The sequence below is a fragment of the Bradyrhizobium sp. UFLA05-89 genome, assembly GCF_059803475.1.
Genome location: NZ_JBANBA010000043.1, coordinates 41,214 through 67,535, shown reverse-complemented (window position 1 = coordinate 67,535; position 26,322 = coordinate 41,214). Strand labels below are relative to the sequence as shown.

Annotated in this window: 27 protein-coding genes; 4 read left to right on the top strand and 23 right to left on the bottom strand. The window is 63.3% G+C overall.

All coding sequences use genetic code 11. The features are described from left to right. The 4 genes from SO139_RS22580 to SO139_RS22565 form a co-directional block, all read right to left on the bottom strand. The coding region (locus SO139_RS22580) for an ABC transporter substrate-binding protein (protein ID WP_498540566.1) at positions 1-566 on the bottom strand (566 nt) is incomplete at its 3' end. Between the two features lie 117 nt (positions 567-683). After that, complete coding sequence (locus SO139_RS22575) at positions 684-1,829, bottom strand: HlyD family secretion protein (protein WP_449378368.1); 1,146 nt, start codon at positions 1,827-1,829, stop codon at positions 684-686. Between the two features lie 27 nt (positions 1,830-1,856). Next, a complete protein-coding gene (locus SO139_RS22570) occupies positions 1,857-2,312 on the bottom strand; it encodes a DUF3302 domain-containing protein (protein WP_449378367.1) in 456 nt (151 codons plus the stop codon). Positions 2,313-2,721: 409 nt separating this feature from the next. Continuing rightward, a complete protein-coding gene (locus tag SO139_RS22565; RefSeq protein ID WP_449378366.1) occupies positions 2,722-2,964 on the bottom strand; it encodes a hypothetical protein in 243 nt (80 codons plus the stop codon). Between the two features lie 29 nt (positions 2,965-2,993). Here SO139_RS22565 and SO139_RS22560 point away from each other — a divergent pair, with 29 nt between their 5' ends. Continuing rightward, positions 2,994-3,899, top strand: coding sequence for a transglutaminase family protein (locus SO139_RS22560; protein ID WP_449378365.1), 906 nt, complete (start codon positions 2,994-2,996; stop codon positions 3,897-3,899). Between the two features lie 163 nt (positions 3,900-4,062). Here the strand turns inward: SO139_RS22560 and SO139_RS22555 are convergent, their stop codons facing one another. The 8 genes from SO139_RS22555 to SO139_RS22520 all read right to left on the bottom strand — a co-directional run bounded on the left by SO139_RS22555 (position 4,063) and on the right by SO139_RS22520 (position 10,609). Further along, positions 4,063-4,248 (bottom strand): hypothetical protein, encoded by a 186-nt coding sequence (locus SO139_RS22555; protein ID WP_449378364.1) that lies wholly within the window; start codon positions 4,246-4,248, stop codon positions 4,063-4,065. Positions 4,249-4,358: 110 nt separating this feature from the next. Next, a complete protein-coding gene (locus SO139_RS22550; RefSeq protein ID WP_449378363.1) occupies positions 4,359-4,886 on the bottom strand; it encodes a hypothetical protein in 528 nt (175 codons plus the stop codon). A gap of 145 nt (positions 4,887-5,031) precedes the next feature. Further along, positions 5,032-6,945 carry a nitric oxide reductase activation protein NorD gene (locus SO139_RS22545; protein ID WP_449378362.1) on the bottom strand — a complete coding sequence of 638 codons (1,914 nt, stop codon included), beginning with the start codon at positions 6,943-6,945 and terminating at the stop codon, positions 5,032-5,034. A gap of 10 nt (positions 6,946-6,955) precedes the next feature. Continuing rightward, positions 6,956-7,768 carry a CbbQ/NirQ/NorQ/GpvN family protein gene (locus tag SO139_RS22540; RefSeq protein WP_449378361.1) on the bottom strand — a complete coding sequence of 271 codons (813 nt, stop codon included), beginning with the start codon at positions 7,766-7,768 and terminating at the stop codon, positions 6,956-6,958. A gap of 58 nt (positions 7,769-7,826) precedes the next feature. Next, entirely contained in the window at positions 7,827-9,173 is a 1,347-nt protein-coding gene (locus tag SO139_RS22535; RefSeq protein WP_449378360.1) for a cbb3-type cytochrome c oxidase subunit I, read from the bottom strand. A gap of 34 nt (positions 9,174-9,207) precedes the next feature. Beyond that, complete coding sequence (locus SO139_RS22530) at positions 9,208-9,660, bottom strand: c-type cytochrome (RefSeq protein ID WP_449378359.1); 453 nt, start codon at positions 9,658-9,660, stop codon at positions 9,208-9,210. Positions 9,661-9,761: 101 nt separating this feature from the next. After that, the gene (locus SO139_RS22525; RefSeq protein ID WP_449378358.1) at positions 9,762-10,034 is read right to left on the bottom strand and encodes a cytochrome C oxidase subunit IV family protein; all 273 of its coding nucleotides are present in this window, start codon (positions 10,032-10,034) and stop codon (positions 9,762-9,764) included. Further along, entirely contained in the window at positions 10,034-10,609 is a 576-nt protein-coding gene (locus SO139_RS22520) for a cytochrome c oxidase subunit 3 family protein (RefSeq protein WP_449378357.1), read from the bottom strand. Before SO139_RS22520 ends, SO139_RS22525 begins: the two co-directional genes overlap by 1 nt. Before the next feature lie 172 nt (positions 10,610-10,781). Here SO139_RS22520 and SO139_RS22515 point away from each other — a divergent pair, with 172 nt between their 5' ends. Both SO139_RS22515 and SO139_RS22510 read left to right on the top strand, forming a co-directional pair. After that, on the top strand, positions 10,782-10,937 hold the full coding sequence (locus SO139_RS22515; protein ID WP_449378356.1) for a hypothetical protein: 156 nt from the start codon (positions 10,782-10,784) through the stop codon (positions 10,935-10,937). Between the two features lie 462 nt (positions 10,938-11,399). Then, positions 11,400-12,212, top strand: coding sequence for a Crp/Fnr family transcriptional regulator (locus tag SO139_RS22510; protein WP_449378355.1), 813 nt, complete (start codon positions 11,400-11,402; stop codon positions 12,210-12,212). Between the two features lie 206 nt (positions 12,213-12,418). On the opposite strand, the gene mmsB is transcribed toward SO139_RS22510, so the two are convergent. From mmsB to ytfQ, 11 genes are all read right to left on the bottom strand, one after another. Next, on the bottom strand, positions 12,419-13,609 hold the full coding sequence (mmsB, locus tag SO139_RS22505) for a multiple monosaccharide ABC transporter permease (RefSeq protein WP_498540565.1): 1,191 nt from the start codon (positions 13,607-13,609) through the stop codon (positions 12,419-12,421). Next, positions 13,606-15,183, bottom strand: coding sequence for a multiple monosaccharide ABC transporter ATP-binding protein (gene mmsA, locus SO139_RS22500; protein WP_449378353.1), 1,578 nt, complete (start codon positions 15,181-15,183; stop codon positions 13,606-13,608). The genes mmsB and mmsA overlap by 4 nt, the downstream gene beginning before the upstream one ends. 209 nt (positions 15,184-15,392) lie before the next feature. After that, on the bottom strand, positions 15,393-16,466 hold the full coding sequence (gene chvE, locus SO139_RS22495) for a multiple monosaccharide ABC transporter substrate-binding protein (RefSeq protein WP_449378352.1): 1,074 nt from the start codon (positions 16,464-16,466) through the stop codon (positions 15,393-15,395). A gap of 73 nt (positions 16,467-16,539) precedes the next feature. Then, positions 16,540-17,421, bottom strand: a complete 882-nt coding sequence (locus SO139_RS22490) for an SMP-30/gluconolactonase/LRE family protein (protein WP_449378351.1) — start codon at positions 17,419-17,421, stop codon at positions 16,540-16,542. Next, positions 17,418-18,494 (bottom strand): aldose epimerase family protein, encoded by a 1,077-nt coding sequence (locus tag SO139_RS22485; RefSeq protein ID WP_449378350.1) that lies wholly within the window; start codon positions 18,492-18,494, stop codon positions 17,418-17,420. Before SO139_RS22485 ends, SO139_RS22490 begins: the two co-directional genes overlap by 4 nt. A 2-nt stretch (positions 18,495-18,496) precedes the next feature. After that, complete coding sequence (locus SO139_RS22480; protein WP_449378349.1) at positions 18,497-19,423, bottom strand: Gfo/Idh/MocA family protein; 927 nt, start codon at positions 19,421-19,423, stop codon at positions 18,497-18,499. Positions 19,424-19,425: 2 nt separating this feature from the next. Further along, positions 19,426-20,196 carry a FadR/GntR family transcriptional regulator gene (locus SO139_RS22475; RefSeq protein ID WP_449378348.1) on the bottom strand — a complete coding sequence of 257 codons (771 nt, stop codon included), beginning with the start codon at positions 20,194-20,196 and terminating at the stop codon, positions 19,426-19,428. Then, the gene (gene yjfF / locus SO139_RS22470) at positions 20,193-21,173 is read right to left on the bottom strand and encodes a galactofuranose ABC transporter, permease protein YjfF (RefSeq protein ID WP_449378347.1); all 981 of its coding nucleotides are present in this window, start codon (positions 21,171-21,173) and stop codon (positions 20,193-20,195) included. The genes SO139_RS22475 and yjfF overlap by 4 nt, the downstream gene beginning before the upstream one ends. Beyond that, the gene (locus SO139_RS22465) at positions 21,170-22,162 is read right to left on the bottom strand and encodes an ABC transporter permease (RefSeq protein ID WP_498540564.1); all 993 of its coding nucleotides are present in this window, start codon (positions 22,160-22,162) and stop codon (positions 21,170-21,172) included. Before SO139_RS22465 ends, yjfF begins: the two co-directional genes overlap by 4 nt. Further along, on the bottom strand, positions 22,159-23,703 hold the full coding sequence (locus SO139_RS22460; RefSeq protein ID WP_449378345.1) for a sugar ABC transporter ATP-binding protein: 1,545 nt from the start codon (positions 23,701-23,703) through the stop codon (positions 22,159-22,161). The genes SO139_RS22465 and SO139_RS22460 overlap by 4 nt, the downstream gene beginning before the upstream one ends. Before the next feature lie 182 nt (positions 23,704-23,885). Then, positions 23,886-24,851 carry a galactofuranose ABC transporter, galactofuranose-binding protein YtfQ gene (gene ytfQ / locus SO139_RS22455; RefSeq protein ID WP_449378344.1) on the bottom strand — a complete coding sequence of 322 codons (966 nt, stop codon included), beginning with the start codon at positions 24,849-24,851 and terminating at the stop codon, positions 23,886-23,888. Positions 24,852-25,145: 294 nt separating this feature from the next. Here ytfQ and SO139_RS22450 point away from each other — a divergent pair, with 294 nt between their 5' ends. Further along, the gene (locus SO139_RS22450; RefSeq protein ID WP_449378343.1) at positions 25,146-26,285 is read left to right on the top strand and encodes an FAD-dependent oxidoreductase; all 1,140 of its coding nucleotides are present in this window, start codon (positions 25,146-25,148) and stop codon (positions 26,283-26,285) included. Positions 26,286-26,322 lie beyond the last annotated feature (37 nt).

The window sequence follows — 26,322 nt, the reverse complement described above, 5'->3', positions numbered from 1 at the left end:
ATCACGAACAGGACGGCACGTATCTCCTTGGTTTCGAGCGCCCGGCGGACCTGATCGAGCGCAACGCCCTTGAATGCAACGTTGGCGCGGTCAAGGTCATATGTCCTTCTCAACACGTCGACGAGCTTCTGATTGGTGTCGCTACCGACCACCCCCACCGTCGTGCGTTTCAGGTCGGCCATGTCCGTGATCGCCGAACCCGGAGGCGCAACGAGCAACGCCACGGCCTGGGCCAGGACGACAATGGCCTGCGCCTGCGACAGGTCACCGACATCACCACGAACGACGGCAAGGTCCGTCTTGCCGGAGGAGAACGCCGCCGCGGATTCGATCGGTCCGCTGGTCTCCACCACTTTGAGCCGCACTGGCGCGTTATTGACGACAAGCCTGCTCGCCAGCGCCGACACGATCTTTGGCGCATCGCCGTCCAGCGACCCAACCGCGATCGATAGCGTCACCGGCCGTACATACCAGCGATATGCGAACATGCTTGCGCCGCTTGCTAGCAGGACCAGAGCCAGGACCACGACGATACGGAGCCAGATCGGCAGCTTGACGGCGCCCATGCTCATCCTTGACTGTCATTTAACGCAATAATCGGCATCAATCTCCACCAGCGGAGGCTCGCAATTTTTGAAAAATTGTCTTCGCGCACCGACCTCGTGCTCATCTGAGCAGACATCTTATTCCGCTTCGAAGAAAGCGTAGTTCTGCCAGCTTCGCATGCGCAGAAGGATTTTCCGCAGTAAGGACAACTCGTGGACATGCTCGGTGTAAATGGCGGCTTCACCTGCCGAGCCAAGAGGGACCTGGTAGCCGGACATGTCGTCGATGATGTCGAGGACCGCCAGGGCCCGGTCTCCGGGCAACACACCGCGGATCTCCTGCAGCGCACCTGTGGCTTGAAGCTGCCCGGCCGCGATCGCATCGATCACGAGGCGAACCTTCGCCTTGAAGACCCGGCCAGGTATGCCCTTGAACAAGACTTCGGCTTCATCGCCGGCCTTGACACGCTGCAGTGCGTTCTGCTGGAAGGCAGCTGCCAAAGCCCGATCTTTCTGGGTGTCGTTGACGAAAATCATGACCGGCCGAGCAGCGGTCGCGCCGACATACATTCCTGGCCGTAGCGAGACCTCGGTAACAAATCCGCTGGTGGGCGCCCTCACGGTGGTCTCGCTGAGATTATATTCAGCATCGGCAAGTTCATTGCGTAGACGGACGATGGCCGAGTGTTCACCGTCTACTGTCGCGCCATAGGCCTGTCGTGCCCGATCTTGCGCGGCAACGGCAGCCGCCAGTGCCTGGTTCGCCGCATCACGGTTGCGCGTCGCCGTGTCGAGAGTCGCCTGGGCAACGACATTCTTGTCGAAGAGCTCCTTCTGTCGCTCGTAGTTCGTCTGAGCGAGGTCCCGTTCTGCCCTGGATTTTTCGGCCGACGCCGTCGCCTGGTCGACGGATGCCTTGAGCTCGGCAACACTGGCCTCCGCGTCAGCGAGCCCCGCCCGTTTTTCCGCGACGGCATATTCGTAGGGCTTCGGATCGATCTTGAAGAGAACCTCGCCGGCTTCCAGATGCTGGTTGCTTTTGTTCTCCACCGGCACTTCGATCACGCGGCCCCGGATGCCGGCCAAAACCGGCGTGACGGTAAAGTAAATGCGCGCATTGGTGGAAAACGGATGGTTGTAGGCCATCGTTATGAACAGCAGCGAAAGGCCGAAAATGCCGCCGAGGGCTGCTGTTGCAAGCGTCCATTGATTGACCGGAATCCTGAAGAGCTTGAAGATGGCATAGCAGAGTGCCACGTACGTCAGGGTGAGCAATATTTCCATCAGTGGCCTCCCATTCGGGACTGTCGGCTATCGCGAAGCGCCCCGGCCTGCTGCAGGAGCGGCTTCTGCATCCGCAACCCTCTGCTCCTCGACAGCCGACACCACCGACTCCGGCACGAGCGCGGGATGGCCCCCGCCTTCTCGAAGCCCGAGTTTGGATTCGACGGCTGCCAATCGATGCTTCAGCTCATCCAGTTCAGCCACAGCTTCTGCCGGCGAGGATGGCTCGCCCGGCTTGTGACTGAAGCCCCAGCCGCGATCCGGTTTGTAGGCCATCGCCCAAATCCATAGGAATGGCCACAGCAAATGCAGCATGAACAGGCTGATCCAGCCGGCAGCATGGATGGCATCTTCATGCGGGTGATGGCGGGCCTTGGCGATGCGTGCCGGAATGTCATGGATCGCGATGATGCCGTAGACCAGCACGATGATGACAAAAAACAGCAGGCCAAGCGCGAAGTAATTGAGAAAGGGATCTTCCATGAGCGGCCCAGAAACGGTTGCGTAAGCACCACTGACTGGTGATCTGCGCGAAAATGCCGCGCCAGATCGCCTGCCATCGATTGACCTCGATCAACATCGCATCAGTTCAGCGTCCGCGACCGTTGATTCAGATCAAGGTCAAGATGCGGTTAACCGCATTTGGTTGCGTTGTTGCGGCATGGTCAGATCCTAGGGCAAAGCTCCCAGTGCGAACGGCATCAAGAGAGCGGAGACTTCTCATGCTTTTCGAGCCCAACGACGAACCCAGACGTTCCACTCACTCACGGGCCTTCGAAAAATGGGTGGGCCTTGCCGTCCTTCTCGGGACCGTGGGGTTGATCGTCGCCTTTTCGTATCTGGTGGATCTTTAACTCATGCGCGCCCGGTTCGCACGAACGCGCAGACCAGTTCAACGAGTCGGACTGCGCCTCAAACGCGGCGCCGCTTTGCGGCAGACGCCTTGGGTACATTGTGCAGTAAAGCCTACGCGCAGGCCCAGCTTCTTCGCGATGTTGAAGCCGTTGATGTTCAATTCGCGCATGATCATGTTGGCCAGATGCGAACATTCCGACGGCCCGATCCAGGATGGGCTCCTCCATTCGGGATCGCTTTCCTTAAGGTAACTGGCGAAAGCCGAGCGCGGCACGTACATGTGATCAAACGATTTGGCTCGGAGGAGCAATGGCCCTTCTCTTCGAGATCAAACACACCACCACCTACAGCTACGCAAAACCGGTGGCGTTCGGTACGCATCGCGCCATGTTCCTGCCGAGACCCGCTGCACGCGGGCGATTGATAAGCTGGTCTGCAAAGACCACTCTTTCGTCCCGCATCCGCTGGATCAGCGACGGCCTTTCCAACAATCTGACGGAGATCGAACTCGACGAGCCCGGCAAGGAATTGACCTTTACGTTCGAGTTTCAAGGCATCCATTTTGGGGCCAAAGGCATTGAGCAATTCCACTTGGAACGAAGGGCCGAACTCGTACCGGTGCAATACACGCAAGACGAATGGACCGACCTTGTCGGCTTCATGCGCCCGCATACGGGGGATCCCGACCTTGAAGTCGTAACTTGGGCCAGGGACTTCGTCGCCAATGGCCGCGCGCAAACCAGCGACGTCTTGAAAGGGATGCTCGACGCGTTCCGCGATACATTCACCTACGAATCGCGGGAGACGGAGGGCACCTTGGCTCCCACGGCAACTTTGCGTTCGAAATCAGGAACCTGCCGCGACTATGCCTGGCTCATGATTGGGGCGTTGCGCCGGCTCGGGTTCGCAGCCCGCTTCGTTAGTGGTTACATCTATGATGCGGCGCTGGACGGAGGCGACGTGGGGATGATTGGTTCGGGGGCGACCCACGCCTGGGTTCAGGTGTTTTTACCCGGGGCTGGCTGGATGAATTATGATCCGACCAATCACATCAACGCCGGCTTCGACCTTATCCAAGTGGCGGTCGCCCGACATCCGGGCCAAGCCGTGCCGCTCGCCGGGTCGTGGGTCGGCGACGCCGGCGATTATCTCGGCATGTCAGTATACGTCGCTGTCCGAAAACTTGCTGAGGTCACCGATCAATCTGAAGAATAGAGACGAAGCCCACAGAGCCCAGCGCGCCTCCTTCATCGATCGCTCTCCGCGTCAATCGGTCCTTGCTCTCATCGAATCGCACTGACCTCGACGCGGACGAAAGCCGTTCGCTGCATCGCTCTGCGTCAGCAACGCGGGCGCATTGTACCGTCCAATTGAGTGCTCAGCCCGACTTCTTCACGATCGCAAAACCGCTGGTGTCCAGCTCGTGCATGATCACCTTCGTCAGATGCGAACATTCCGCTGGCCTGATCCAGGATGGACTCCTCCAGTCGGGATCGTCCTCCTTTGGATAACTGACAAACGCGGAGCGAATAGCCGCCTGAATGACTTCCGCAGGGTCTGGCATGGGAGCCCTCTTTTCCCATCGCCGCGCTAGCGAGTTTTCCACCGCGACGTTCGTCAAGCCTGGTGCGATCGGGGCAGCTCTCGAGCCGCCCCGTGTCGCTCGCGGACGGCCTACTGACAGACGTGCATCAGGCCGTCATCACCTTTGATCAGGCTGCCTGGATCGCAGACGATTCCGTAGCGCGCCTTGTAGCCAGCCCAATCGTTAGCGACATACCAAGGGCCATTCGCAGGGTAGGCCCTTTGCAGGTAGAACGGACTGGTTTGGATCGCGCCGCCATAGTAGGCGTTGGCGGCCAAAGCCCCGCTACCGACGTAAGGCCTATTGCCATAATAGCCCCATCCGGGTGAGCCCCATCCGGGCGAGGTGGCGGCAACCGCGGCCGCTGTGCCGACTGCCGCAGCGCCTGCGAGACCGGCGCCGACAGCTCCTGCACCATACCCGTACGCAGCCCGCCGGTTTTGCCGGCGTGCAACACCCGCAACGCTCACCGGCGTCAACGGACGACCGACTCGCGCCTGGGCACTCTCGATCGACAGCGAGACGCCGCGTTGCTCAGACCAGCTGAAGGAGAGCAATGTCGCGCACGCGAAGGTCGAGGTCGCTATTGCAATTTTTCTCAAACTCATCTGGTTCATGGATTGGCTCCACGGTTTCCTGCCCGTTGGAACGATGCGCTCTCGCGATCGACGCGCGCGTTGCGGTAGATCAACGTTTCCTCGCGAGATTTCCTGCGTCCACAGGGCAGCAACACTGACGCACCTGCTGCGGCTTTCCCCGGCCTTAATGCGCTACCTGCCGGTAGATTGCCGGCAGTGCCCCAGGCAGCCGGCGGATGTTGCCGACGATCGCGTAACCGCCCCGCCCGAACAGGGTCGGAAAATAGGATTGCGCCGTCGCATCGACCGTTACGCCGAACGCGGCAATGCCGAGGCGGCGCGCTTCCTGCACGGACTTGCGGGTGTCCTCGATTGCGAACCGCCCTTCGTAGTGGTCGATGTCGTTCGGCTTGCCGTCGGTCAGGACGAGCAGCAGCTTCTTGCGCTGCGGCTGGCGGGCGAGGCCGGCCGCGGCATGGCGGACCGCCGCGCCGATGCGGGTGTAATAGCCGGGCTTCAGCGCCCCGATCCGGCGCTCCACTGCCCCGCTCATCGGCTCGTCGAACGCCTTGATCGTCTCGAGCCGTACCCAGGAGCGACGACGCGAGGTGAATGTCAGGATGCTGTGGTGATCACCGCAAGCCGAAAGTCCATGCGCGAGCGCCAGAAGCGCCTCCATCTCGACGTCGAGCACGCGGTGACCATCGACCCACGCATCCGTCGATAGCGAGACGTCGACCAGCAGCGTGACGGCGAGATCATGGCCCTGCGGCCGCATCGCAACATGGATGCGATCAAGCGCGCCGCTGCCGGCGCGAAGATCACAGCGCGCGCGCACCAGCGCGTCGAGATCGAGATCGTGTCCGTCGGCCTGCGCACGCATCAATTCGTGACGCGGCCGCAAGACTTCGAACCGGCGCCTCACCTGCCGAATGTGGCTGCGCATGGTCTCATCCGGCGCCCAGCTCTCGCCGGTCTCGGACGCCGCAGCGGCAAGCACGCGGCAATGATTGGGCAGATAGGTTCCGCTGCGATAATCCCACTCAGGATAGGTGAGGTCCGCGTTCAGCCGCGACGCGTCGAGTGCCTCCGGCGGCAGGTCGAGATCGAATTTGAGCCGGGTTGCGGGCTGGCCGCTGCGGCGCCCGAGTGCAATTTCGTCGAGATCGTCGGCCGCCTTCTGCGCGTCCTCGTCCTCGCTGTCGTCGGCGGGCCGATTGACGTTGACCATCTCGGCCATCGAGAGGATCTTTTCGAAGCGGTTGAGCACGAAGGGATCGCGGCGGTCCGCATCCTCGTCGCGCTCGCGGACGGCGAAGCGCTTGCGATCATCCACTGGTGCCGGGTCTGCGCCCTGTGCATACACGTCATCGCTTGCGCCCGCGGAGGAGAGCTCGCGCATCCAGCAATCGCCCCACAGCGGGCATGGCAAAATGGAGCGATATCCCGGTGGCGCCCATGCTGGCAGTGCGCCCGTGCCGGCCATGGCCTTCCATAGCTTGCCTGAAGGCGGCTGACGCGCGCCGAGCAAGGCGAGCACGGTCTCTTCCATCTCCTGTTCGATGCGCGGCAGTGGCCGGCGCGGACGCGCCAGCGCCGTTGCCGCGGCAAGCTGCGCGTAGTCGTCAGCCAGTCCGGGAAACTGCACGAGCACCAACACCGCCGTTTCACCTGCCCGCCGCAGCATCAAGAGATCGCGCCGCAGCGGATCGACCTCGTCGATCACTTCGGCCGGCGCGGTCGCGAACCAGGCGGCGAGCCATCGATAGAGCGACGCATTCAGCGCGCGGTCTTCGAAAATCGCGACGCTGTCAGGCAGAAAGATGGTTGCGGCGTCACGCCCCGGTTGCTCCAGGCGCTCATCACCGAGCCCGATGCGCTGGCGCCATCCGAGCCGATGCCCGGACCGGCGGGCGCCGGCGCTTGCGATCTGCACGCCGGCCTCGCCGCCGAGCGCGCGAAACATCACGGCGATCCGCGTGCGCACGTCCGCAAGCGAGACCGCATGCTCGGCATGGACCGGATAGCTCGCGGTGCCGCCGACCAGGCGATGCCAGGCGCGGCCGACCGTCTCTTCCAGCTCGAGAAAGTCGAGCATCGGCTTCCCCTCACGCGATCACGGCACGCGCAACGTCGAGCAGCGCGGCCTTGACATCGGCATCGTCGGTGAGCGGCTCGATCATGCCCGCCAGCACGGCATCGGCGATCGAGGCCCCGGCCGCAATCAAAGTCGCACAATAGACGACCAGCCGGGTCGAGACGCCCTCCTCCAGGTCGTGTCCTCTGAGAGCCCGCAGCCGAGCCGCGAGCTGAACCAGCGGCCGCACACGGTCGGGCGCAAGCCCGCTTTCGACGGAAACCACCGCGATCTCCTGCTCCGCCGGCAGAAAGCCGAACTCGATGGCGACGAAGCGCTGCCGCGTCGACGGCTTCAGCGCTTTCAAGAGGGTCTGGTAGCCGGGGTTGTAGGAGACCACCAGCATGAAGCTCGCGGGCGCGACAAGCTCTTCGCCGGTGCGCTCGAGCGGAAGGATGCGGCGGTCATCGGTAAGCGGATGCAGGACGACGGTGACGTCCTTGCGCGCTTCCACCACCTCGTCGAGATAGCAGATGCCGCCTTCCCGCACCGCTCGGGTCAGCGGACCGTCGGTCCACACGGTGTCACCGCCCCTGAGAAGATAGCGGCCGGTGAGATCGGCGGCGGTGAGATCGTCGTGACAGGCGACGGTATGAAGCGGCAAACCCAGCCGCGCCGCCATATGGGTGACAAAGCGCGTCTTTCCGCAGCCGGTCGGTCCCTTCAGCAGAACCGGCAGGCGATGACGCCAGGCGTGCTCGAACAGCGCGCATTCATTGCCGCTCGGAACATAGGCCGGAAGCTCGGGCGCCGGCGCCGTCACGGCATGGAGTGCAGGTTTCATGGTCTCTCTCCGAGTTCACTTTGACGAGCGGCCGCGACTTGCGCGGCCGCCGTCGCGCCTATTCGGCGGGTTGCAGCGCGCCGGGGATGACCGCCTGCTTCTCGCGGCGAGGCACCAGCACCGCCCACACGAACATCAGCGCGGAGATCGCCACGAACGCGCCGGAGCCAAGCCGGACCCAATAGAACACCGCGATCTGGTCCTGCACGTCCATGTAGCTCTGGCCGAGCACGCGCTGGAGGTGAACCTGGATCACGCCGGCAAAGGTCAGTGCGAAGGTCATCACCATCATCGCCGTGCACATGATCCAGAAGCTCGCCATGCTGAGCCATTGGTTGTAAGGCGCACGCTCCCTGAGCTGCGGGATCGCATAGGCCATCACCGCAAGATTCAGCATCACATAGGCGCCGAAGAAGGCGAGATGCCCGTGCGCTGCGGTCACCTGGGTGCCGTGGGTGTAGTAGTTCACCGAGGACAGCGTGTGCAGGAAGCCCCAGACGCCGGCCCCCAGGAACGCCATCACCGAGCAGCCGACCGACCACAACAGCGCAGCGCGGTTCGGATGCTTGCGGCCGGCTTTCCATGTCATCTGCACGGTGAAGATCACCATGGTGAAGAAGGGCGCGACTTCCAGCGTGGAGAACAGCGAGCCGATCCATTGCCAGTAGCCGGGCGCGCCGATCCAGTAGAAATGGTGGCCGGTGCCCAAGATACCCGAGAACAGGGCCAGGCCGATGATGACGTAGAGCCATTTCTCGACCACCTCGCGGTCGATGCCGTTGAGCTTGATCATCAGGAAGGCGAGCACGGAGGCCATGATCAGCTCCCACACGCCTTCGACCCAGAGGTGCACGATGTACCACCAGTACATCTTGTCGACCGCGAGATTGGCCGGGTTGTAGAAGGCGAACAGGAAGAAGATCGCAACGCCCCACAGGCCGAACAGCAGAATGTTGGTAACCGTCGTCTTGCGTCCCTTGAGCGCCGTCATCGTCACGTTGAACAGGAACATCAGGCAGACGACGACGATGCCGACCTTGATGATGAAGGGTTGCTCGAGGAATTCGCGGCCTTCGTGATAGTGAAAGAGATAGCCGACGACGGCCACACCCGCCGCGCCGAAGAACATCCAGAACTGGATCTTTGCCAGCAGCGGGCTGAACAGCTCGGTCTCGGTTTCCTCGGGCAGCAGGAAGTAGGTCGCGCCCATGAAACCGATCAGCGACCACACGATCAGCGCGTTGGTGTGGATCATCCTGACGATGTTGAACGGCAGGATGACGGACAAGGTGTTGGGCAGGACATAGATGGTCCCGGCAAGGACGCCGAACGCGACCTGGGCGAGGAATAGTGTCAGCGCGCCGTAGAAATACAGCATCGCGACTTTCTGGGTCTGATATTTCATCGATGTGCTCTCATTTGGAATGTTGTCGCGGCGCTCAGCCCGCCTTGTTCGGCGGCCAATCCTGGCGCTTGATCGTGCTGGTCCATTGCAGGAAGTCGGCGAGATCGTTGAGCTCCTGGTCGGTGAGGTTGAACTGCGGCATCTGCCGGCGGCCAGGCGCACCGGACGGCTGCGCCTGCATCCAGGCCTTCAGCGTCTCGCGCGCGCCGGCCGGGTCCTCCTTGCCGCCCCACCGATCCCAGACATTGCCAACCTCGGGGGCGAAATAGGCGCCCTCGCCCAAAAGGGTGTGGCAGTTGATGCAGGAATTCTTCTCCCAGACGTGCTTGCCGCGGGCGACTGACGACGTCAGCGTGGCGGCATCGGTCGAGCTTGTGACCATGTAGTAGTGGCTGTGCGCCGTCAGCCCAATGAAGATGGCGAAGAAAAAGGCCGATCCGCCGTAGAAGACGTTTCGAGCGGCCGACTTGGTCAGGCGTTCAGCCATTGCCAATCCTTTCCGAGTTGAGTCCTGTCGAGAAATGCGGGTGACGATATTTTGCCGATTGGGCACCGCGGCTCTTTGTTGCGGCGCAATGAGCGCGACGATCAGATCAGGGCGACGGCTGCGGAAGCGAGCCAGGCAAACAGCACGAGGATGGCGATCCAGGTGCTGACCAGGCCGCGCCACGGCGCCGGCGCCGCGCGCAAGTCGAGATAGTCGAGCACGATCCGGTGGCCCTTGACTGCGGCCAGGACGAGCACCACGGCGTTGGCGAAGAGCGCGCCCGGCACGAGCCAGGGCACCAGGACGGTTGCGATCGTAAGCCCGATCAGCACGGCCCAAGTCACGTCGAGCCGAGTCACGTCGAGACGATTCATCACCGCACCAGATAGACGATCGGGAACATGACGATCCAGACCAGGTCGACCATGTGCCAGAATGCGGCTCCTGTCTCGACGCTCACAACTTCGGCACGCCGGCAGACCACCGCGAGGATCACGATGCCGAGGCCAACATGCAGAAGGTGAAAACCGGTCAGGAGGAAATACAGCGTGAAGAATGGGCTGGTTTCGAGACCGATGCCGCGTCCGATCTCCTTCGCATACTCCATTAGCTTGATCGCAATGAAGACTCCGCCAAGCGCCATGGCACCGAGCAGCCAACGGCGCGCCGTCCGCCTCGCCCCGTTCCGCGCCGCAAGCGTACCGCGCGCGGCTGCCCAGCCGCTGCTCACCAGGACCAGGGTGTTCATGCCGGCAAGCCCCGAATCGAGCGCCGCCTGCCCGGAGGCGAACAGCGCCGGCTGCACGAGCCGGGCGATTGCGAAGGCGCCCAGGAACAGCCCGAAGGCAGCGAGCTCGCTGAAGATCAACACCCAGATCATGGGATCACCGGGCAGATCCTCGAGGATTCCCCAGCCACTTCCCTGCTGCTCGTAGTCCGCTGCCGACATCTGATCTCCGCAAAGCGCGACGCCGGCAAGCAATATCGCGCATCGGCGCGTCGTAATTTGTCGGCGGACAAACCGCAGTCAGCCTTCGCGCTGTTTGCGCCGTCGCAACCTCCGTGATGGCGGCGGTCGGTAGAGTGACCGTCGAGGTTTCATCATTTTCGCGAAGGCCAACATGAGCGAGGCGCAACTTGGTCTGATGACCGCAACCCCTATCATTATCCTGTTCGCGGCGGCGCTCCGGCGGATGGGCGTGCTGTCGACGGCGGCGACCGCATCTGCGGTCTGTCTATCGGTCGCGATCGCGGTGGTGCTGTTCCTGACGCAGTAGAACGTCGGTTCCTCATCCAGCTTTGGACGCGGTGGCATGACGGACATTGGAGAGCGAAATCGGCCTGATATGCCGGCCAGGGCAGTCGCCAAACCAACACCGGTCGATCACCGCGTCGGCAGTCGCCAGGCTGAAAAGTGGCGAGCGGGCAAAGTGCTCAAGCTGGCGTTTGCTCGGCGAAAACCGCACAGCCCCGCAATTACCCGTGCTTGATCTCGAGCAATGGCTCTGTTTGGATGAATAGCGTTCGGCATTTCAATTTCGAATAATCGGATTTTATGGAATCGAAACCTTGTATACTGCGTTTTTGATTGCCTTTGCCTCGACCACTCCGTGTGGTCCGCTTCGGGGCTGCCGCTCACGCGAAACCACCCATGCCGGCGCGCGCTGCGTTGACTCGACCTCACTTTCGTGGATGCTAGCCAGCGTCGTTCCTGGGTTGCTCGTTCACCAAGAGGCATCGTGACCGTTCACCGCACCGGCATTGGGAATCGGCTTCTGGCGGCGTTGCCGCCCGAGGATTTGGGCTTGCTTACGCCCCACTTCCAGAAAGTCTCCTTCGAAGCCGATGCCGTTCTGGTGCGGACGGGCGATGAACTCGACCCGGTTTATTTTCCCCACAGCGGCGCGATCGCCTTCATGCTCGATATGCCCGACGGGCAAACGGTCGCAACCACGTTGATGGGACGGGAAGGTGCTTTGGCCTCGTTCTCCGTACTCGGTCCCTCACATTCATCCGTCACGGCGACTGCACGCCTGGCGGGCACGGCCTCGCTGATATCAGCCGCGAAGTTCCGGGCTGCCTGCGCGCGCAGCGCAGCCATCAGACATGTCGTGCAGGTCCACGCCCGCGCGCTGCTGTTGCAGCTCCAGCACGTAGCCGCCTGCAACGCGCTGCACCGAGTGGACGGCCGCATGGCGCGGTGGCTACTGCAACTGCACGACCGCGTTCCCGATGATCTTCTTCCCGTGACGCAGGAGGCGCTTGCGCAATTGCTCGGGGTGCGGCGGACGACCGTCACTCTGACGATGAGCAAGCTCCGCGCTGCGGGCGCCATCCCGTCCGACCGACGCGGCTTCGTGGAGATCCACCGGGCGCGGCTGGAGAGGGCGGCATGCGACTGCTATGCGCTCATGCAGCAGAAGATCGATCGGATGTATTGCCAGGAATTGTCGGCGCCGCAAGCTGCCTTTGCGCCATTCCGGGAATGCTCCAGTATCGCCTTCGACGAAGTGGGTGCTGAACCCAGAGCCGCTTCGCGAGAGAGAAAATAAAGCACGTTCTCTATCGGATCAGCCCAACATAGCAATCAGGTCGCGCGAACGCGTGCCCGTTGGCGTGTCCACGACATTGCGCAGAATAGACGAAGATGCAGGGTGGGCAAAAGCGAAGCGTGCCCACCACTTCTGCGCGACGTAAAGAGAAGACGGTGGGCACGGCGCTTGCGCGCCTTTCCCACCCTGCGGCACCGTCGAATTGGCTACCGCCGCTGATTGTACACGTCGATGCAGACCGCACCGAGCAGCACCAGGCCCTTGATGACCTGCTGGTAATCGATGCCGATGCCGAGGATGGACATGCCGTTGTTCATCACGCCCATGATCATGGCGCCGACCACGGCACCGCCGACGCGGCCCACGCCACCATAGGCCGAAGCGCCGCCGATGAAGCAGGCGGCGATGACGTCGAGCTCAAAGCCAAGGCCCGCTTTCGGCGTTGCGGTGTTGAGCCGCGCGGCGAAGACGAGGCCGGCGAGTGCGGCCAGCACGCCCATGTTGACGAAGGTGAAGAAGGTCAGCCGCTCGGTCTTGATGCCCGAAAGCTTGGCCGCCTTGGCATTGCCACCAACCGCATAGATCTGCCGTCCGATCACGGTGCGCCGGGTGACGAAGCCATAGAGCGCGATCAAGGCGCTCATGATCACCAGCACGTTCGGCAGTCCGCGATAGGTCGCGATCAGGTAGGTGAAATAGAGCACCGCGCAGGCCAGCACGACGCTCTTGCCCAGTAAGAACGCGTAAGGCTCGACCTCGATGCCGTGCGACTGCTCGCGCGAACGGCTCTTGGCGCTGGCATAGACCAGTCCGAGGGCCAGCACCGCGCCGATCAGCATCGAGGTCGGGTGCAGCGTGCCGGCCTCAGGCAGCATTTCCGGAATGAAGCCCGAGGACAACTTCTGGAACGTCGACGGAAACGGCCCGAGCGACTGGCCCTGCAACACCGCAAGCGCCAGGCCCTTGAAAACGAGCATGCCGGCCAGCGTCACGATGAAGGACGGGATACCGAAATAGGCGACCCAATAGCCCTGCGCGGCACCGATCGCCGCGCCCAACAGCAGGCAAGCGATGAAGGCAACGGTGTAGTCGACCTTGTAGCTCACCATCAGCAGCGCGGCCACGGCGCCGACGAACCCTGCAACCGAGCCGACCGACAGATCGATATGTCCGGTCACGATCACGAGCAACATGCCCAGCGCCATGATGACGATGTAGCTGTTCTGCAGCACCAGATTGGTGAGATTGAGCGGCTGTAGCAACGTGCCGCCGGTCATGATCTGGAAGAACAGCATGATCGCGACCAGCGACATCAGCATGCCGTAGTTGCGCAAATTATTCTTGATGAAGCCCGCGTGCCGGCGCTCCTCAGGCAGCGAAACCGTCTTGTCGGTCATGGCTGCATTCCTCCCATCTCCGCGGCCTCAGGCACGCCGTTTCCATTGCTTCTCTCATTGCGCATGATGGCGCGCATGATCTTCTCCTGCGTCGCCTCATGGCCCGCAAACTCACCGACGAAAGCGCCGTCGTTCATGACGCAGATGCGGTCGCAGATGCCGAGCAGCTCCGGCATCTCCGAGGAGATCACCACGACGCCCCGGCCGGCCTCCGCCAGCTCGTTGATGATACAGTAAATCTCATATTTCGCACCGACGTCGATACCCCTCGTCGGCTCGTCCAGGATCAAAACCTTGGGGTCGGTCATCAGCCATTTCGACAGCACGACCTTTTGCTGGTTGCCACCCGAGAGCTGGCCGGTCTCCTGGTAGACGTCGGAGCAGCGGATACGCATCCGGTTACGGTAGTCGCTTGCCACCTTCAGCTCGGCAATGTCGTCGATCACCTTGCCGGGGGCAACTTGGTCGAGGCTGGCCAGCGTAATATTCTTGCGGACGTCGTCGGCCAGGATCAACCCGAGCTGCTTGCGGTCCTCGGTGACATAGGCAAGGCCGGCATCGATCGCCGCCGCCACGCTCGGCAGAACGATCTCGTTGCCCTCGAGGCGAATGCGGCCGGTGATGTTGGTGCCCCAGGAGCGGCCGAACAGGCTCATGGCGAATTCGGTGCGCCCTGCCCCCATCAGCCCGGCGATCCCGACGACCTCGCCGCGCCGCACACCGAAATTGACGTTCTTGATGACCTGTCGCTCAGGATGGATCGGGTGATAAACCGACCAGTTCTCAACCTTGAGGACGGGCTCCCCGATCTTGGCGCTGCGCTCGGGGAAGCGGTGGGCGAGATCGCGGTTGACCATGCTGCGGATGATGCGGTCCTCCTGGACCTGCTCGGTCCGGCAGTCGATGCCATCCACCGTGCGTCCGTCGCGCAGCACCGTGATGTGGTCGGCAACCTTGGCGACTTCGTTCAGCTTGTGGGAGATCAGGACCGAGCCGATGCCCTGCTCGCGAAATTGCATCAGGCGCTCGAGCAGCGCAGCGCTGTCGGCCTCGTTCAAGCTGGCGGTCGGCTCGTCCAGGATCAGCATCCGCACGCGCTTAGAGAGCGCCTTGGCGATCTCGACGAGCTGCTGTTTGCCGACGCCGAGATCGGTGATCAGCGTGTCCGGCGACTCCTTCAGGCCGACCTGGGCCAGGAGTTCCCGGGTCCGGCGGTAGACCTCGTCGCGGTCGATGACGCCAAGTTGTGACGGCGGATGCGAAAGAAAGATATTCTCCGCAATCGACATCAATGGGATCAGCGCCAGCTCCTGGTGGATAATGATGATGCCGAGCGCCTCGGAATCATTGATGTCGCGGAAGCGGCGTTCCTCGCCCTCGAAGACGATGGTTCCCTCGTAGCTGCCGTGGGGATAGACCCCACTCAACACCTTCATCAGTGTGGATTTTCCGGCGCCGTTCTCGCCGACCAGGGCATGAATCTGCCCGGGCTCGACCGAGAAATTGACGTCACGCAGCGCCTGCACGCCCGCAAAGCTCTTGCTGACGCCGCGCATTTCCAACATTGCCGTCATGGCTTCGTGTCCCGTCTTTAGTTCACTTCTCCCCGTGCCTATCCGCCAAAGCTTCAGCAATGGCGGACGCGGGGAGAGATCGAAATGCGCGCTTAGCGCGGATTTCGGGTGAGGGGGAGTCTCCACGACACCATCTATCCCACCCTCGTGGAGACTCCCCCTCACCCCAACCCTCTCCCCGCAAGCGGGGAGAGGGAGTAGGCAGCACCTTACTGGAATTGCGACTTCTTGTAGTAGCCGCTGTCAACCAGAACTTTCTCCCAATTGTCCTTGTAGACCACGACGGGCTTGAGCAGGTAGGAGGGCACGGTCTTGGCGCCGTTCTCGTAGGTCTTGGTGTCGTTCACCGTGACCTGCTTGCCGGCCAGCGCTGCGTCGACCATATCAGCGGTCACCTTGGCGAGGTCGCGGGTGTCCTTGAAGATGGTCGAATACTGGTCGCCGCGCAGCATCGCCTTGATCGAGGGCACTTCGGCATCCTGGCCGCTGATGATCGGCATCGGCTGGTCGGCACTGCCGTAGCCCACGCCCTTCAGTGACGAGATGATGCCGATCGAGAGGCCGTCATACGGCGACAACACGGCATTGACCTTCTTGTTGCCGTAGTAGGCACTGAGCAGGTTGTCCATGCGGGCCTGCGCGGTGGCGCCGTCCCAGCGCAAGGTCGCGACCTTGTCCATGCCCATCTGGCCGGACACGACGACGAGCTTCTTGCTGTCGATGTAAGGCTGCAGCACCGACATCGCGCCGTTGTAGAAGAAGTAGGCGTTGTTGTCGTCGGGCGAGCCGCCGAACAACTCGATGTTGAACGGACCCTTGCCATCCTTCAGACCGAGTCCCTGCACGATCGATTCCGCCTGGAGCACGCCGACCTGGAAGTTGTCGAAGGTCGCGTAGTAGTCGACGTTCGGCGTGCCGCGGATCAGGCGGTCATAAGCGATAACGGTGATGCCCTTGGCCTTGGCCTGCTTGAGCACGTCCGACAGCGTGGTGCCGTCGATCGCCGCGATCACCAGCGCCTTGGCGCCCTTCGTCACCATGTTCTCGACCTGCGAGAGCTGGTTCGGAATGTCGTCCTCGGCATATTGCAGATCGGTGTTGTAGCCGCGCTCTTTCAGCACCTTGACCATGTTGTTGCCGTCATCGATCCAGCGGGCCGACGACTTTGTCGGCATGGCGATGCCGACGGTCGGCTTGTCCTGGGCCAATGCCGGGGCCGATGAGGCCATCGCGGCGGCGCTCGCAAATGCGAGCGCAAGTACGGTCGTCTTCAGTTTCAGCATGGTTCACTCCCTTGGGTGTAAGAACGTTCGTCGTTGTAGTCAGAACTCGGTGTGTTGTGGGGCTTTGGATCTCCTATTCGAGCTTGACGTCGGGCTCCGCGCGACCGCGCGCGGCAGCCTCGAGGATGAAGGTGCAACCAGCCTGAGGATCGGCGGCGCGTGCCGCCGCATCCATATCCTGCCACGCCGAGGTGACAAGAAGGCGAGACAGATCCGGCCCGATGAAGGCGGGACAACTCGACTGCCGCGCCGGCACCACCAGCGAGCGCAAGCGCTCGCCTTCGGGACTATAGACGTCGACGCAGGCCCCGCCCCAGCGCGCATTCCAGATCAACCCGTCGGCATCGACCACCGAGCCATCGAGACCGCCGACGCCGGTGTGACGCAGCAGCACCTCCGGCTCGCCGCGCGGCAACCCCGTCGCCGGATTGAGCGGAACGCGATAGAGCACGTGACGCGCGGTGTCGGCGAAGTATCCGATCGTGCCGTTCGGTGAGAAGCAGATCGAGTTCGGAATGCTGATGCCGGGAAACAACGTCGAGATCTTGCCGCGATGGAGCGCGTAGATCGCGCCGGCGCCCGCTTCCGCCTTGCGGCCCATGGTGCCGATCCAGAACGTGCCGGATTGATGCACGCGTGCGTCGTTCGACCGCGTGCCCGGGTTGTCGGCCTCCAGCGGGCGATAGAGCGTCATCGCGCCATCAGCGAGCTTGCGGATGTAGAGGCCATCCTCGGCCACGATGAGCTGCCGCTCCGCATCGATGCGGCCGAGCGCGCTTGCCATCCGGCCGAGTGCATGGACGCGAATATTGCGACCAGCGAGAGCGGCCTCATAAAGGCGGCCTTCGCGGATGTCGAACCACCAGGCGGTATCGGTGGTGACGTCATAGGTCGGGCCCTCGCCGAGATGGCAATGCTCGGCGCAGAGAACAGAGGTCGGCACCTGCTCGGTCATGGTGAGCTCACCCCAAAACGATACACGGTGTGGTGCTTGTAAACGCTGCCGGGCGCAAGACGCGGGCTCGGGAAATCCGGTCGGTTCGGCGAATCGGGCCAGATGTGCGGTTCGAGGCACAGCGCGTCGGACTGTCGGTACAGCCGGCCGCCCTTGCCCGCCACCGAGCCGTCGAGGTAGTTGCCGGAATAAACCTGCAAGCCCGGCTGATCCGTGAACAGCTCCATGATGCGCCCCGAGCGCGGCGCCTCCACGCGCGCGGCGAGACGCAAGCTGCCGTCACGCGGAAGGCAGAACGTGTGGTCATAGCCCCTGCCGTTGCGCAACTGCTGGTCATTCTGCCGGATCCGCGCACCAATCGCAGTGGCCTCACGGAAGTCGAACGGCGTTCCGGCAACTGCGTGCGGCGGCCCGGCCAGCGGGATCGCAGTTGGATCGATCGCCAGGAAATGATCGGCGGCGACCATGAGCTTGTGATCGAGGATCGGCGTTCCCGACGTCGCTCCTTCCAGATTGAAGAAGCTGTGGTTGGTGAGATTGACGATCGTCGGGCGGTCGCTCCGCGCCTCCATGCCGACCGACAGTTCGGCAGGACCGGTCACCCGATAGGTGAGACGAACGTCGAGCCGGCCCGGGTAGCCCTCTTCGCCGTGCTCGCTTGTATGAGTGAGCGTGACCACGGGCTCCGCGCCGTCAGCGAGATCGGCGATCTGCCAGAGCTTGCGATCAAAGCCGTCCAGACCGCCATGCAGCGCGTTCGGGCCGTTGTTGGCGGCGAGCTGCACCGTCTCGCCATCGAGCACGAAGCGCGCGTCCGCGATACGGTTGGCATAGCGCCCGACGGTCGCGCCGAAGAACTTCCGCTCGGCGAGATAGCCCGCAAAATCGTCATGGCCGAGCACGACGTCGTCGGTCGCGCCCTTGGCATCGGGGGCGATCAGCGCCTGGATCACCGCACCATGGGTGATGATGCGTGCTTCGAAACCGCCCTGCCCGCGCAGCATCACGCGCTCGACGGCGCGGCCATCCGGCAGAGTTCCGAAGACGCCCCTTGTGATGCTGCTGCCTGCCATGATCATTCCACGAACAGTTCGACGACGTTGCGCTTGCCAAGCATGAAGGCGTCGGCGACGAGACGGAACGGCGTCAGGTCGACATCGCTCTCGCCCGTCGCCGCAAGCTCGACGAAACGCCGGTAGAGCCCGCGATATTCGGCTTCCGGCTCTTCCGCAAGCACTTTGCCATCGACGGCCATGCGGGCGCCGCCGCCCGAAAGCATCATCCGGCCCTGATCGGTCTCGGCCACGATGTCCCAGCTCTGCGGGCCGGTCTGTCGGAAGTCGAATTCGGCCGTGATCGGCAGACCGCCTGCGTCGGAGAGTGTCAGATTCGCCGCAATCGGCGCCTCGCGATTGGCGGGGAAGGACAACTCCGCCGCCGTCACGAACACCTGACGCGGCAGGATGCGGGTCAGGATCGACAGCGCATTGATACCGGGATCGAACACGCCGAGCCCGCCCGGCTCCCAGATCCAACCCTGCCCCGGATGCCAGACGCGGACGTCTTCCTTCCAGCTTATGTGCACGGACTTGATGCTGCGCGCGGCGAGCCATTGCCGCGCCGGCTCGACGGCGGGGGCAAAGCGCGAATGCCAGGTCGCAAACAGCGTCCGTTTCGCGCCCATCGCCATCGCGACCAGCGGGTCGAGCTCACCGAGGCTGAGGCCCGGCGGCTTCTCCAGCATCACATGCTTGCCGGCGGCAAGCGCCGCGACGGCCTGCACACGCCGCACTTGCGGCGGCGTGCACAGCGATACCGCATCGATCGGCGGCCCCTTTGCGAGCAGCTCCTCGATGCTGGCGAAATGCGGCAGGTCCGGCAGCGAAGCATTGCGGCTTGCGATGGCGGCAAGGGTTGCGCCCGGCGTTGCCGCGATCGCGGCGACGTGCTGGTCGCGCGCGATCTTGCCGAAGCCAACGATGGCGATGCGAAGTTCCGTCACGCTTATTCTCCAGATTGAGCCGAGGGCGCCACCTCGGCCGGCGCCGTCTCGATCACCGTGCCTTCATGGCGGCTCATGCCATTGTGGATGACGAAGACCATGGCGGCCGAGGCGGCCTCGACGTCGCCCGCCGCGATCGAATCAACAATCTTCTGGTGCCAGAGCAGCACCGTGTCGCGATCCTCGACCTCGACCGGCGCGCTGAGCAGGAAGGACGCGCGCAAGGCGGCTTCGATGACATGGCCGATCGAGCGCATGAACAGATTGCCCGATGCCCGCGCCACGGCAACGTGCAAGGCGAGGTCCGCGTCGGCGAAGGCGGCGGAATCCGAGGCCTCCCGCCGCATGCGGTCCATGCTGCGCTTGAGCTCGGCGAGGTCCTCCTCCGAGCGCCGCGCGGCCGCGAGCATCGCCGCGCGTGGCTCGACCGCAAGACGGATCTCGGCGAGGTCGTTGAGGAAGCGCTTGTCGATGCCGGCGTCGAGATGCCAGGCCAGCACGTCGGCATCGAACATGTTCCAGGCGCCGCGCTCGCGCACGACTGTGCCAACCCGCGCCTTGGTGGTGAGCAGACCTTTTGCCACGAGGGTCTTCACGCTCTCGCGCAACACCGGCCGTGAGACGCCGAACATCGAGGTCAGCTCGGCATCACCAGGCAGCCGCGTGCCTTCGGCATAGCGACCCGCGATGATGTCGATTCCGATCGAGCGGGACACTTCCGCGTGGTTGGAATGGGCCCGCCGCGTCGGGATGACGACGATGCGCGAGGTCATGACGTGGCTCCCGCGGATCTCACGGCTGGCCGGCGCGCGATCGCGATCATGACCTGCTGCAAGGCGATGAAGGCGAACAGCAAAACCCCGGTCGCGATCTTGGTCCACCAGCTCGACAGCGTCCCGTCGAAATTGATGTAGGTCTGGATCAGACCCTGAATGAGGACACCGAGGAACGTTCCGACCACCGAGCCCTGCCCGCCCGTGAGCAGCGCGCCGCCGATCACCACCGCCGCGATGGTATCGAGTTCGACGCCGACGGCCGAGAGCGAATAGCCGGCGCCGGTGTAGAAGGAGAAGACGATGCCGGCGATGCCTGCAAGCAGGCTCGAAAGCATGTAGATGCAAACAGTCATTTTGCCGACGGCAACACCCATCAGGCTCGCCGTGATCCGGCTGCCGCCAAGCGCATAGACATTGGCGCCGAAGCGGGTGAGCTGCAGCAGCAACGCTCCGCCGATCACGATGACCAGCATGATGATCGCAACCGCCGTCAATCGGCCGCCCCCTGGTAGTCGCAGCGCAAAGTCCGAGACCGTCGAATAGATCGGCGCGGTGATCGGCACCGATTCCGTCGAGAGCAGGAAGCTCGCGCCACGCGCGAGGAACATACCGGCCAGCGTGACGATGAACGGCGGGAGGTCGAACAGATGGATGACGGCGCCCATCGCCGCGCCGAAGGCCGCGGACAGCGCCAGGATCGCCACGAAGGCGACCAGCGGCGGCATGCCCCAGCGCTCGATTGCAAGCGCGACGAACACGGTGGTAAAGCCGATCACCGAGCCGACCGACAGGTCGATGCCGCCCGAGATGATCACGAAGGTCATGCCGGTCGCAACGATACCGAGGAAGGCGTTGTCGGTCAGGAGATTGCAGACCACGCGGGTCGAGGCAATGTTGGGAAATTGCAGCGCGCAAAGCACAAAGCCCGCGACGAGCACGATGGCCGTGATGAGGACGGGCGACAGGCCTTTCATGCTTTCGTCCCTCGGATACGCGCCATGATGCCGGCCATACCGGTCAGCTTCGGCGATTGCAACAGCAGCACCGCCAGCACGACCACGGCCTTGACCAGGAGGTTGAATTCCGGGGGATAGCCCGACAAGAGAATGCCCGTGTTCATCGTCTGGATGATGAGCGCGCCGAGCACGGCGAGCAAGAGGCTGAAGCGGCCGCCGAACAGCGAGGTTCCGCCGATCACGACGGCCAGGATTGCATCGAGCTCGAGCCAAAGACCGGCATTGTTGGCATCAGCCCCCATGATGTCGGCTGCGGCGATCACGCCGGCGAGCGCCGCGCACACGCCGCACCAGACATAGACGGCCAAAATCATGGCGCGGGTGCCGACACCGGCAAGCTCGCTCGCGCGCGCATTGCCGCCGGTCGCCTCGATCAGGAGCCCGAGTGCGGAGCCGCGCACCACGGCGCCGGTGAGGATCAGCATCCCCAGGGCAATCACGACCGGCACGGGAACGCCGAGGATGGCGCCGTTGCCGAGCCAGACCAGATCGGGCGAGGTGAAGGTCACGATGCGGCCCTCGGTGATAAGCTGGGCGATGCCGCGGCCGGCAACCATCAGGATCAGCGTCGCGACGATTGGCTGCATGCCGAGGATGCTGACGAGGAAGCCATTCCAGAGGCCGCAGACGAGTCCCGCACCGAGCGCAGCCGCGAGCACTACCGGCAAGCCATGACTGTCGGCGAGGCTCGCTGCGATCGCGCCGGAGATCGCCATGACCGCGCCAACCGAAAGATCGATGCCGCGTGTCGCGATCACCAGCACCATGCCGAGCGAGAGCAGCGCCACCGGCGTGCCGCGGTTGAGCACGTCGATCAGGCTGCCGAACAGCCGCCCGTCCTGCAAGCGCAGATCGAAGAATTGCGGCGAGACTGCGCGGTCGACCGCCAGGATGACGATCAGCGCAAAGATCTGGGCAAGGCCCCGGCGCGGCAGAAGAGCGGTCATGGCCTGCCCTCCTGCGCCACGGCACTGCCATCGGCGGCGATCGCCGCCAAGATATTGGAGACGTCGATCGCCTCGCCCTGCAGCTCCTCGACATGGGCGCGATCGCGCAGCACGACGACGCGATCCGAATAGGTGACGATCTCGTCGAGCTCGGAGGAGATCACGAGCAGCGCCAGCCCGTCGTCGCAGAGCTCGCGGATCAGGCGGATGATCTCGGCATGCGCGCCGACATCGATGCCGCGGGTCGGCTCGTCCAGCACAAGGAGCCGCGGCGAGGTCGCGAGCCAGCGCGCCAGCAGCACCTTTTGCTGATTACCGCCTGACAACAGGCCGACCGGACGCTCGGGATCTGGCGGACGAATGTCCAGCAGTTTTACGAAGCGCGCGGCGATCTCATCCTGCTCGCGGCGCGACAGCGGCAAATAGAGGCCGCGCTTGGCCTGGAGCGCGAGCACGATGTTCTCGCGCACCGTGAGCTCGGCGACGATGCCTTCGGTCTTGCGCTCCTCCGGGCAATAGCCAAAACCGTGGCGGACGCCGTCGCGCGGAGTTTGCAGCCGGACGGGGGCACCTTCCACTTTCGCCTGGCCCTGATCGGAACGCTCAGCGCCGAACACCAGCCGCGCCGTCTCGGTCCTCCCCGAGCCCAGGAGGCCGGCGAGACCCACGACCTCGCCATGGCGCAGCTCCAGATTGAATGGCGCGACGTGACCAGCCTTCCCGTAGTTCTCGAAGCTCGCGCAGATCTCGCGCGCCTGATGCTCCCTCGCAGCCGCGCGTACGCTGGTGGTCTCGGCAAGCTCGCGGCCGAGCATCATGCGGATCAGGTCGAGCCGTGGCAGTGATGCGGTCTCGCGCTCGCCGACCAGGCGGCCATTGCGCAGGACGGTTATGCGGTCGGAGATCTCGTAGACCTGGTCGAGGAAGTGGCTGACGAAGACGATGCCGATGCCGCGGCCGGCAAGCTGGCGCATGATCTTGAAGAGAATGTCGACCTCATGACGATCGAGACTCGCAGTCGGCTCGTCGAGAATGAGAACGCGCGCTGACAAATCGACGGCGCGGGCGATCGCAGTGACGTGCTGGATCGCGACGGAGTAGCTGCCGAGAGGCGCCGCCACATCGATGTCGAGGCCGAATTCGGCAAGCAACGCCTTTGCTCGCCGGCGCATTTCGCCTTCGCGGACGATGCCGAAGCGCATCGGCTGCCGATCGAGAAACAGATTCTGCGCCACCGACAGATTGGGCAACAAGTTTACTTCCTGATAGACGGTGGCAATACCTGCCTCGAGCGCCGCCTTCGACGATCGCGGCGCAACCTCGACGCCGCCGAGCCGAACGATACCCGCATCGCGCGGGAATACGCCGGTGATCACTTTGATCAGCGTAGACTTGCCGGCGCCGTTCTCGCCGAGCAGGGCATGGATCTCGCCTGCGCGGAGCGTGAAATCGACGTCCTGCAACGCGCGCACAGCACCAAAACTCTTGCTGATCCCACGCACCTCGAGCAGACAAGGGGCAGAATCCGGGCCGGTCTCCATTGCGACGTCACTCCCGCCGGCGTCCGCTTGTGGGATTGCGGACGTCCAGCCAATTCACCACGCTTAGCAGTTTCGAACGGGGGTGCGCCACCGGAGCGTCTAGTTTGAGCATGATCTGGTCGGAAAACCGCTACACACTTTTCCGGATCATGCTCGCCCGCCACAGTGGCGCACGATAGGGCTCAGTAACCGAGGCCCTTCTTGCTGTCGTAGACTTTCTGCGGATCGTCGGAGGCGGTGTAGAGCTTCGATTCGGTCTGGATCCACTTCGGCGGAGCGGTGCCCTTGTCCTTGAAGGCGGCGATGACGTCGAGCGCGGGCCCAGCCATGTTCGGCGTCAGCTCCACAGTGGCATTGGCCTCGCCTGCGGCCATCGCCTTGAAGATGTCGGGAACCGCGTCGATCGAGACGGTCAGGACGTCCTTGCCGGGCTTGAGACCGGCTTCCTTCATGGCCTGGATCGCGCCGACCATCATGTCGTCATTATGCGCATAGACGGCGCAAATCGACTTGCCGCCGCCTTCGGCCTTGATGAAGCTCTCCATCACTTCCTTGCCCTTGGCGCGGGTGAAGTCGCCGGTCTGGCTGCGTACCACCTTCAGGTTCGGATGCTTGGCGACGACGGAGTCAAAGCCCTTCTTGCGGTTGGTGGCGACGCTGGCGCCGACGGTGCCCTGCAATTCGACGACGTTGCAGGCCTTCTCGCCGACCGTCTTGGCAAGCCACTCGCCGGCGACGGCACCTTCGTGCACGCTGTCCGAGGTGACCGCGGTCAGATAGAGGTCCTTGCCCGACGGATCGATGTCGCGGTCGAGCAGCACGACCGGGATCTTGGCTTCCTTGGCCTCCTTCAGCACCGCGTCCCATCCAGTCGAAACGACCGGCGCGAGAAAGATCGCATCGACGTTCTGCGCGATGAAGGACCGGATCGCCTTGATCTGGTTCTCCTGCTTTTGCTGGGCGTCGGCGATCTTCAGGTTGACCTGCCGCTTGGCCGCTTCCTGCTTGGAGACCGAGGTCTCAGCGGCGCGCCATCCGGATTCCGATCCGATCTGCGAAAAACCGATGGTGAGCTGGCCGGCATTGGCCGGCAGCGAAAGCAGCAGTGCGGCGGTGGCGCTGGCCGCAAAGAGGGCTTTGAGGGTCATCAGGCGTGTCTCCCAAAAAAATGTTTATCTCGGATGCCAATTGGTATTATGGCACCTGCTAGACCGCCCCTCGGGGCGGCGGGAGGCACTATTTCACGGAAGTCTGGTGCCGTATAGTCATATTATTTGACTATATGACTGATCCTCAAAATTTTTTCACGCGCGCTCGCTACGCGCGATTTTCCCCCCAAACACGACAAAAAGACGAACGCGAAAATGTGGAGTCGCCTATCGAAGGGCTCAGTATAGTTTGAACTCTGTTAGCGCTGTGCGCACCGGTCGGAAGGTGGAGCAATGCGGACGTGCGATGTCGCCGTAATCGGGCTCGGCCTCATGGGCAGCGCGGCGCTCGACGCATTGCTGAACGCCGGCGTTGATGCGCTGGGCTTCGACCCGATTGGCCCCGGCGATAATCGCGGCTCCTCTCACGGTTCATGTCGGGTGTTCCGACGTTTCAACTTCGAGAATGACAACTATACCGATCTGAGCGACGCAGCCCTTGCGGGCTGGAAGCGGCTGGAGGCCGACACCGGCAAAACAATTCTCATACCGTCTCCGGTTCTGGAGGCCGGCCGGCCCGGATCGGCGATGGTCGCGGCCTCGCGCGCTGCGGCGATAGCGAAGGGCCATGCGGATCCCACTTGGTCGGCCGCTACGGCAAACCGGGAATTCCCCGCATTTGCTCTACCTGCCGACTGGGATGTGGTCGTGCAGGACGGTGGGGCCATTCTAAAGGCCGAAGTCGCCCTCAGGATCATGCGAACGCGCGCCGACGCGCGGATTTTTCCGGAAGCTGCGCAGATCGACTGTCGTCCGGACGGCGTCATGGTGCGCACCAAGACCCGGGAGGTTTTCGCCCGGCAGGTCATCCTCACTCTTGGCCCATGGCTCGGCCGCGCCCTGCCCAAGATCGCTCCGATTCTCGAAGTGACGCGGCAGGCCGTGGGTTGGTTTAAGGCCATCCGACCCGAGACCGTGTCACCCGCCCGCTTTCCACTGTTCATCCTTGAACGCGGCCCCAACGATGTCGTGTATGGTTTCCCGGATTTCGAACTGCGTGGCGTGAAAGCGGCACCCCATAATCATGGACCGAAGGTGGACGCCGACGACTGGGACCGGCCGGCGACCGATGCTGAATTGTTGCCGGTCGGAAAAGCGCTAGCCGAGCTCGTCCCGGGCGCTTCCGGTCCGATCGTCGATCGCGACATCTGCCTCTACACCAACACTCTGCCAGCCGACCACCGACCGGACAACGGCCAGGAGTTCATCATCGATCGATGGCCGAATTCCCGGCTGATCGTCGCCTCGCCCTGTTCGGGTCACGGCGCGAAGTTTGCGCCTGCTATCGGCGAAAAACTTGCCCGCCTCGCCATCGATCCAACGTACGATGTCGAACCCTTCTTTCGGCTGTCGCGGTACTCGGCTTTCGCCTGAATGGACGGATGGCCCTCACCAGCTGTTCCTCATGCCC

Coding starts and splice junctions, on each gene's coding strand:
- chvE (WP_449378352.1), bottom strand. CDS start 16,466: ATGCTGAAACTGAAGACGACCGTACTTGCGCTCGCATTTGCGAGCGCC.
- SO139_RS22555 (WP_449378364.1), bottom strand. CDS start 4,248: ATGCCAGACCCTGCGGAAGTCATTCAGGCGGCTATTCGCTCCGCGTTT.
- SO139_RS22525 (WP_449378358.1), bottom strand. CDS start 10,034: ATGAATCGTCTCGACGTGACTCGGCTCGACGTGACTTGGGCCGTGCTG.
- ytfQ (WP_449378344.1), bottom strand. CDS start 24,851: ATGACCCTCAAAGCCCTCTTTGCGGCCAGCGCCACCGCCGCACTGCTG.
- SO139_RS22475 (WP_449378348.1), bottom strand. CDS start 20,196: ATGACCTCGCGCATCGTCGTCATCCCGACGCGGCGGGCCCATTCCAAC.
- SO139_RS22540 (WP_449378361.1), bottom strand. CDS start 7,768: ATGAAACCTGCACTCCATGCCGTGACGGCGCCGGCGCCCGAGCTTCCG.
- SO139_RS22575 (WP_449378368.1), bottom strand. CDS start 1,829: ATGGAAATATTGCTCACCCTGACGTACGTGGCACTCTGCTATGCCATC.
- yjfF (WP_449378347.1), bottom strand. CDS start 21,173: ATGAAAGGCCTGTCGCCCGTCCTCATCACGGCCATCGTGCTCGTCGCG.
- SO139_RS22560 (WP_449378365.1), top strand. CDS start 2,994: ATGGCCCTTCTCTTCGAGATCAAACACACCACCACCTACAGCTACGCA.
- SO139_RS22550 (WP_449378363.1), bottom strand. CDS start 4,886: ATGAACCAGATGAGTTTGAGAAAAATTGCAATAGCGACCTCGACCTTC.
- SO139_RS22570 (WP_449378367.1), bottom strand. CDS start 2,312: ATGGAAGATCCCTTTCTCAATTACTTCGCGCTTGGCCTGCTGTTTTTT.
- SO139_RS22465 (WP_498540564.1), bottom strand. CDS start 22,162: ATGACCGCTCTTCTGCCGCGCCGGGGCCTTGCCCAGATCTTTGCGCTG.
- mmsA (WP_449378353.1), bottom strand. CDS start 15,183: ATGACGGCAATGTTGGAAATGCGCGGCGTCAGCAAGAGCTTTGCGGGC.
- SO139_RS22530 (WP_449378359.1), bottom strand. CDS start 9,660: ATGGCTGAACGCCTGACCAAGTCGGCCGCTCGAAACGTCTTCTACGGC.
- SO139_RS22460 (WP_449378345.1), bottom strand. CDS start 23,703: ATGGAGACCGGCCCGGATTCTGCCCCTTGTCTGCTCGAGGTGCGTGGG.
- SO139_RS22520 (WP_449378357.1), bottom strand. CDS start 10,609: ATGTCGGCAGCGGACTACGAGCAGCAGGGAAGTGGCTGGGGAATCCTC.
- SO139_RS22515 (WP_449378356.1), top strand. CDS start 10,782: ATGAGCGAGGCGCAACTTGGTCTGATGACCGCAACCCCTATCATTATC.
- SO139_RS22565 (WP_449378366.1), bottom strand. CDS start 2,964: ATGTACGTGCCGCGCTCGGCTTTCGCCAGTTACCTTAAGGAAAGCGAT.
- SO139_RS22485 (WP_449378350.1), bottom strand. CDS start 18,494: ATGGCAGGCAGCAGCATCACAAGGGGCGTCTTCGGAACTCTGCCGGAT.
- SO139_RS22535 (WP_449378360.1), bottom strand. CDS start 9,173: ATGAAATATCAGACCCAGAAAGTCGCGATGCTGTATTTCTACGGCGCG.
- mmsB (WP_498540565.1), bottom strand. CDS start 13,609: ATGACCGACAAGACGGTTTCGCTGCCTGAGGAGCGCCGGCACGCGGGC.
- SO139_RS22490 (WP_449378351.1), bottom strand. CDS start 17,421: ATGACCGAGCAGGTGCCGACCTCTGTTCTCTGCGCCGAGCATTGCCAT.
- SO139_RS22545 (WP_449378362.1), bottom strand. CDS start 6,945: ATGCTCGACTTTCTCGAGCTGGAAGAGACGGTCGGCCGCGCCTGGCAT.
- SO139_RS22450 (WP_449378343.1), top strand. CDS start 25,146: ATGCGGACGTGCGATGTCGCCGTAATCGGGCTCGGCCTCATGGGCAGC.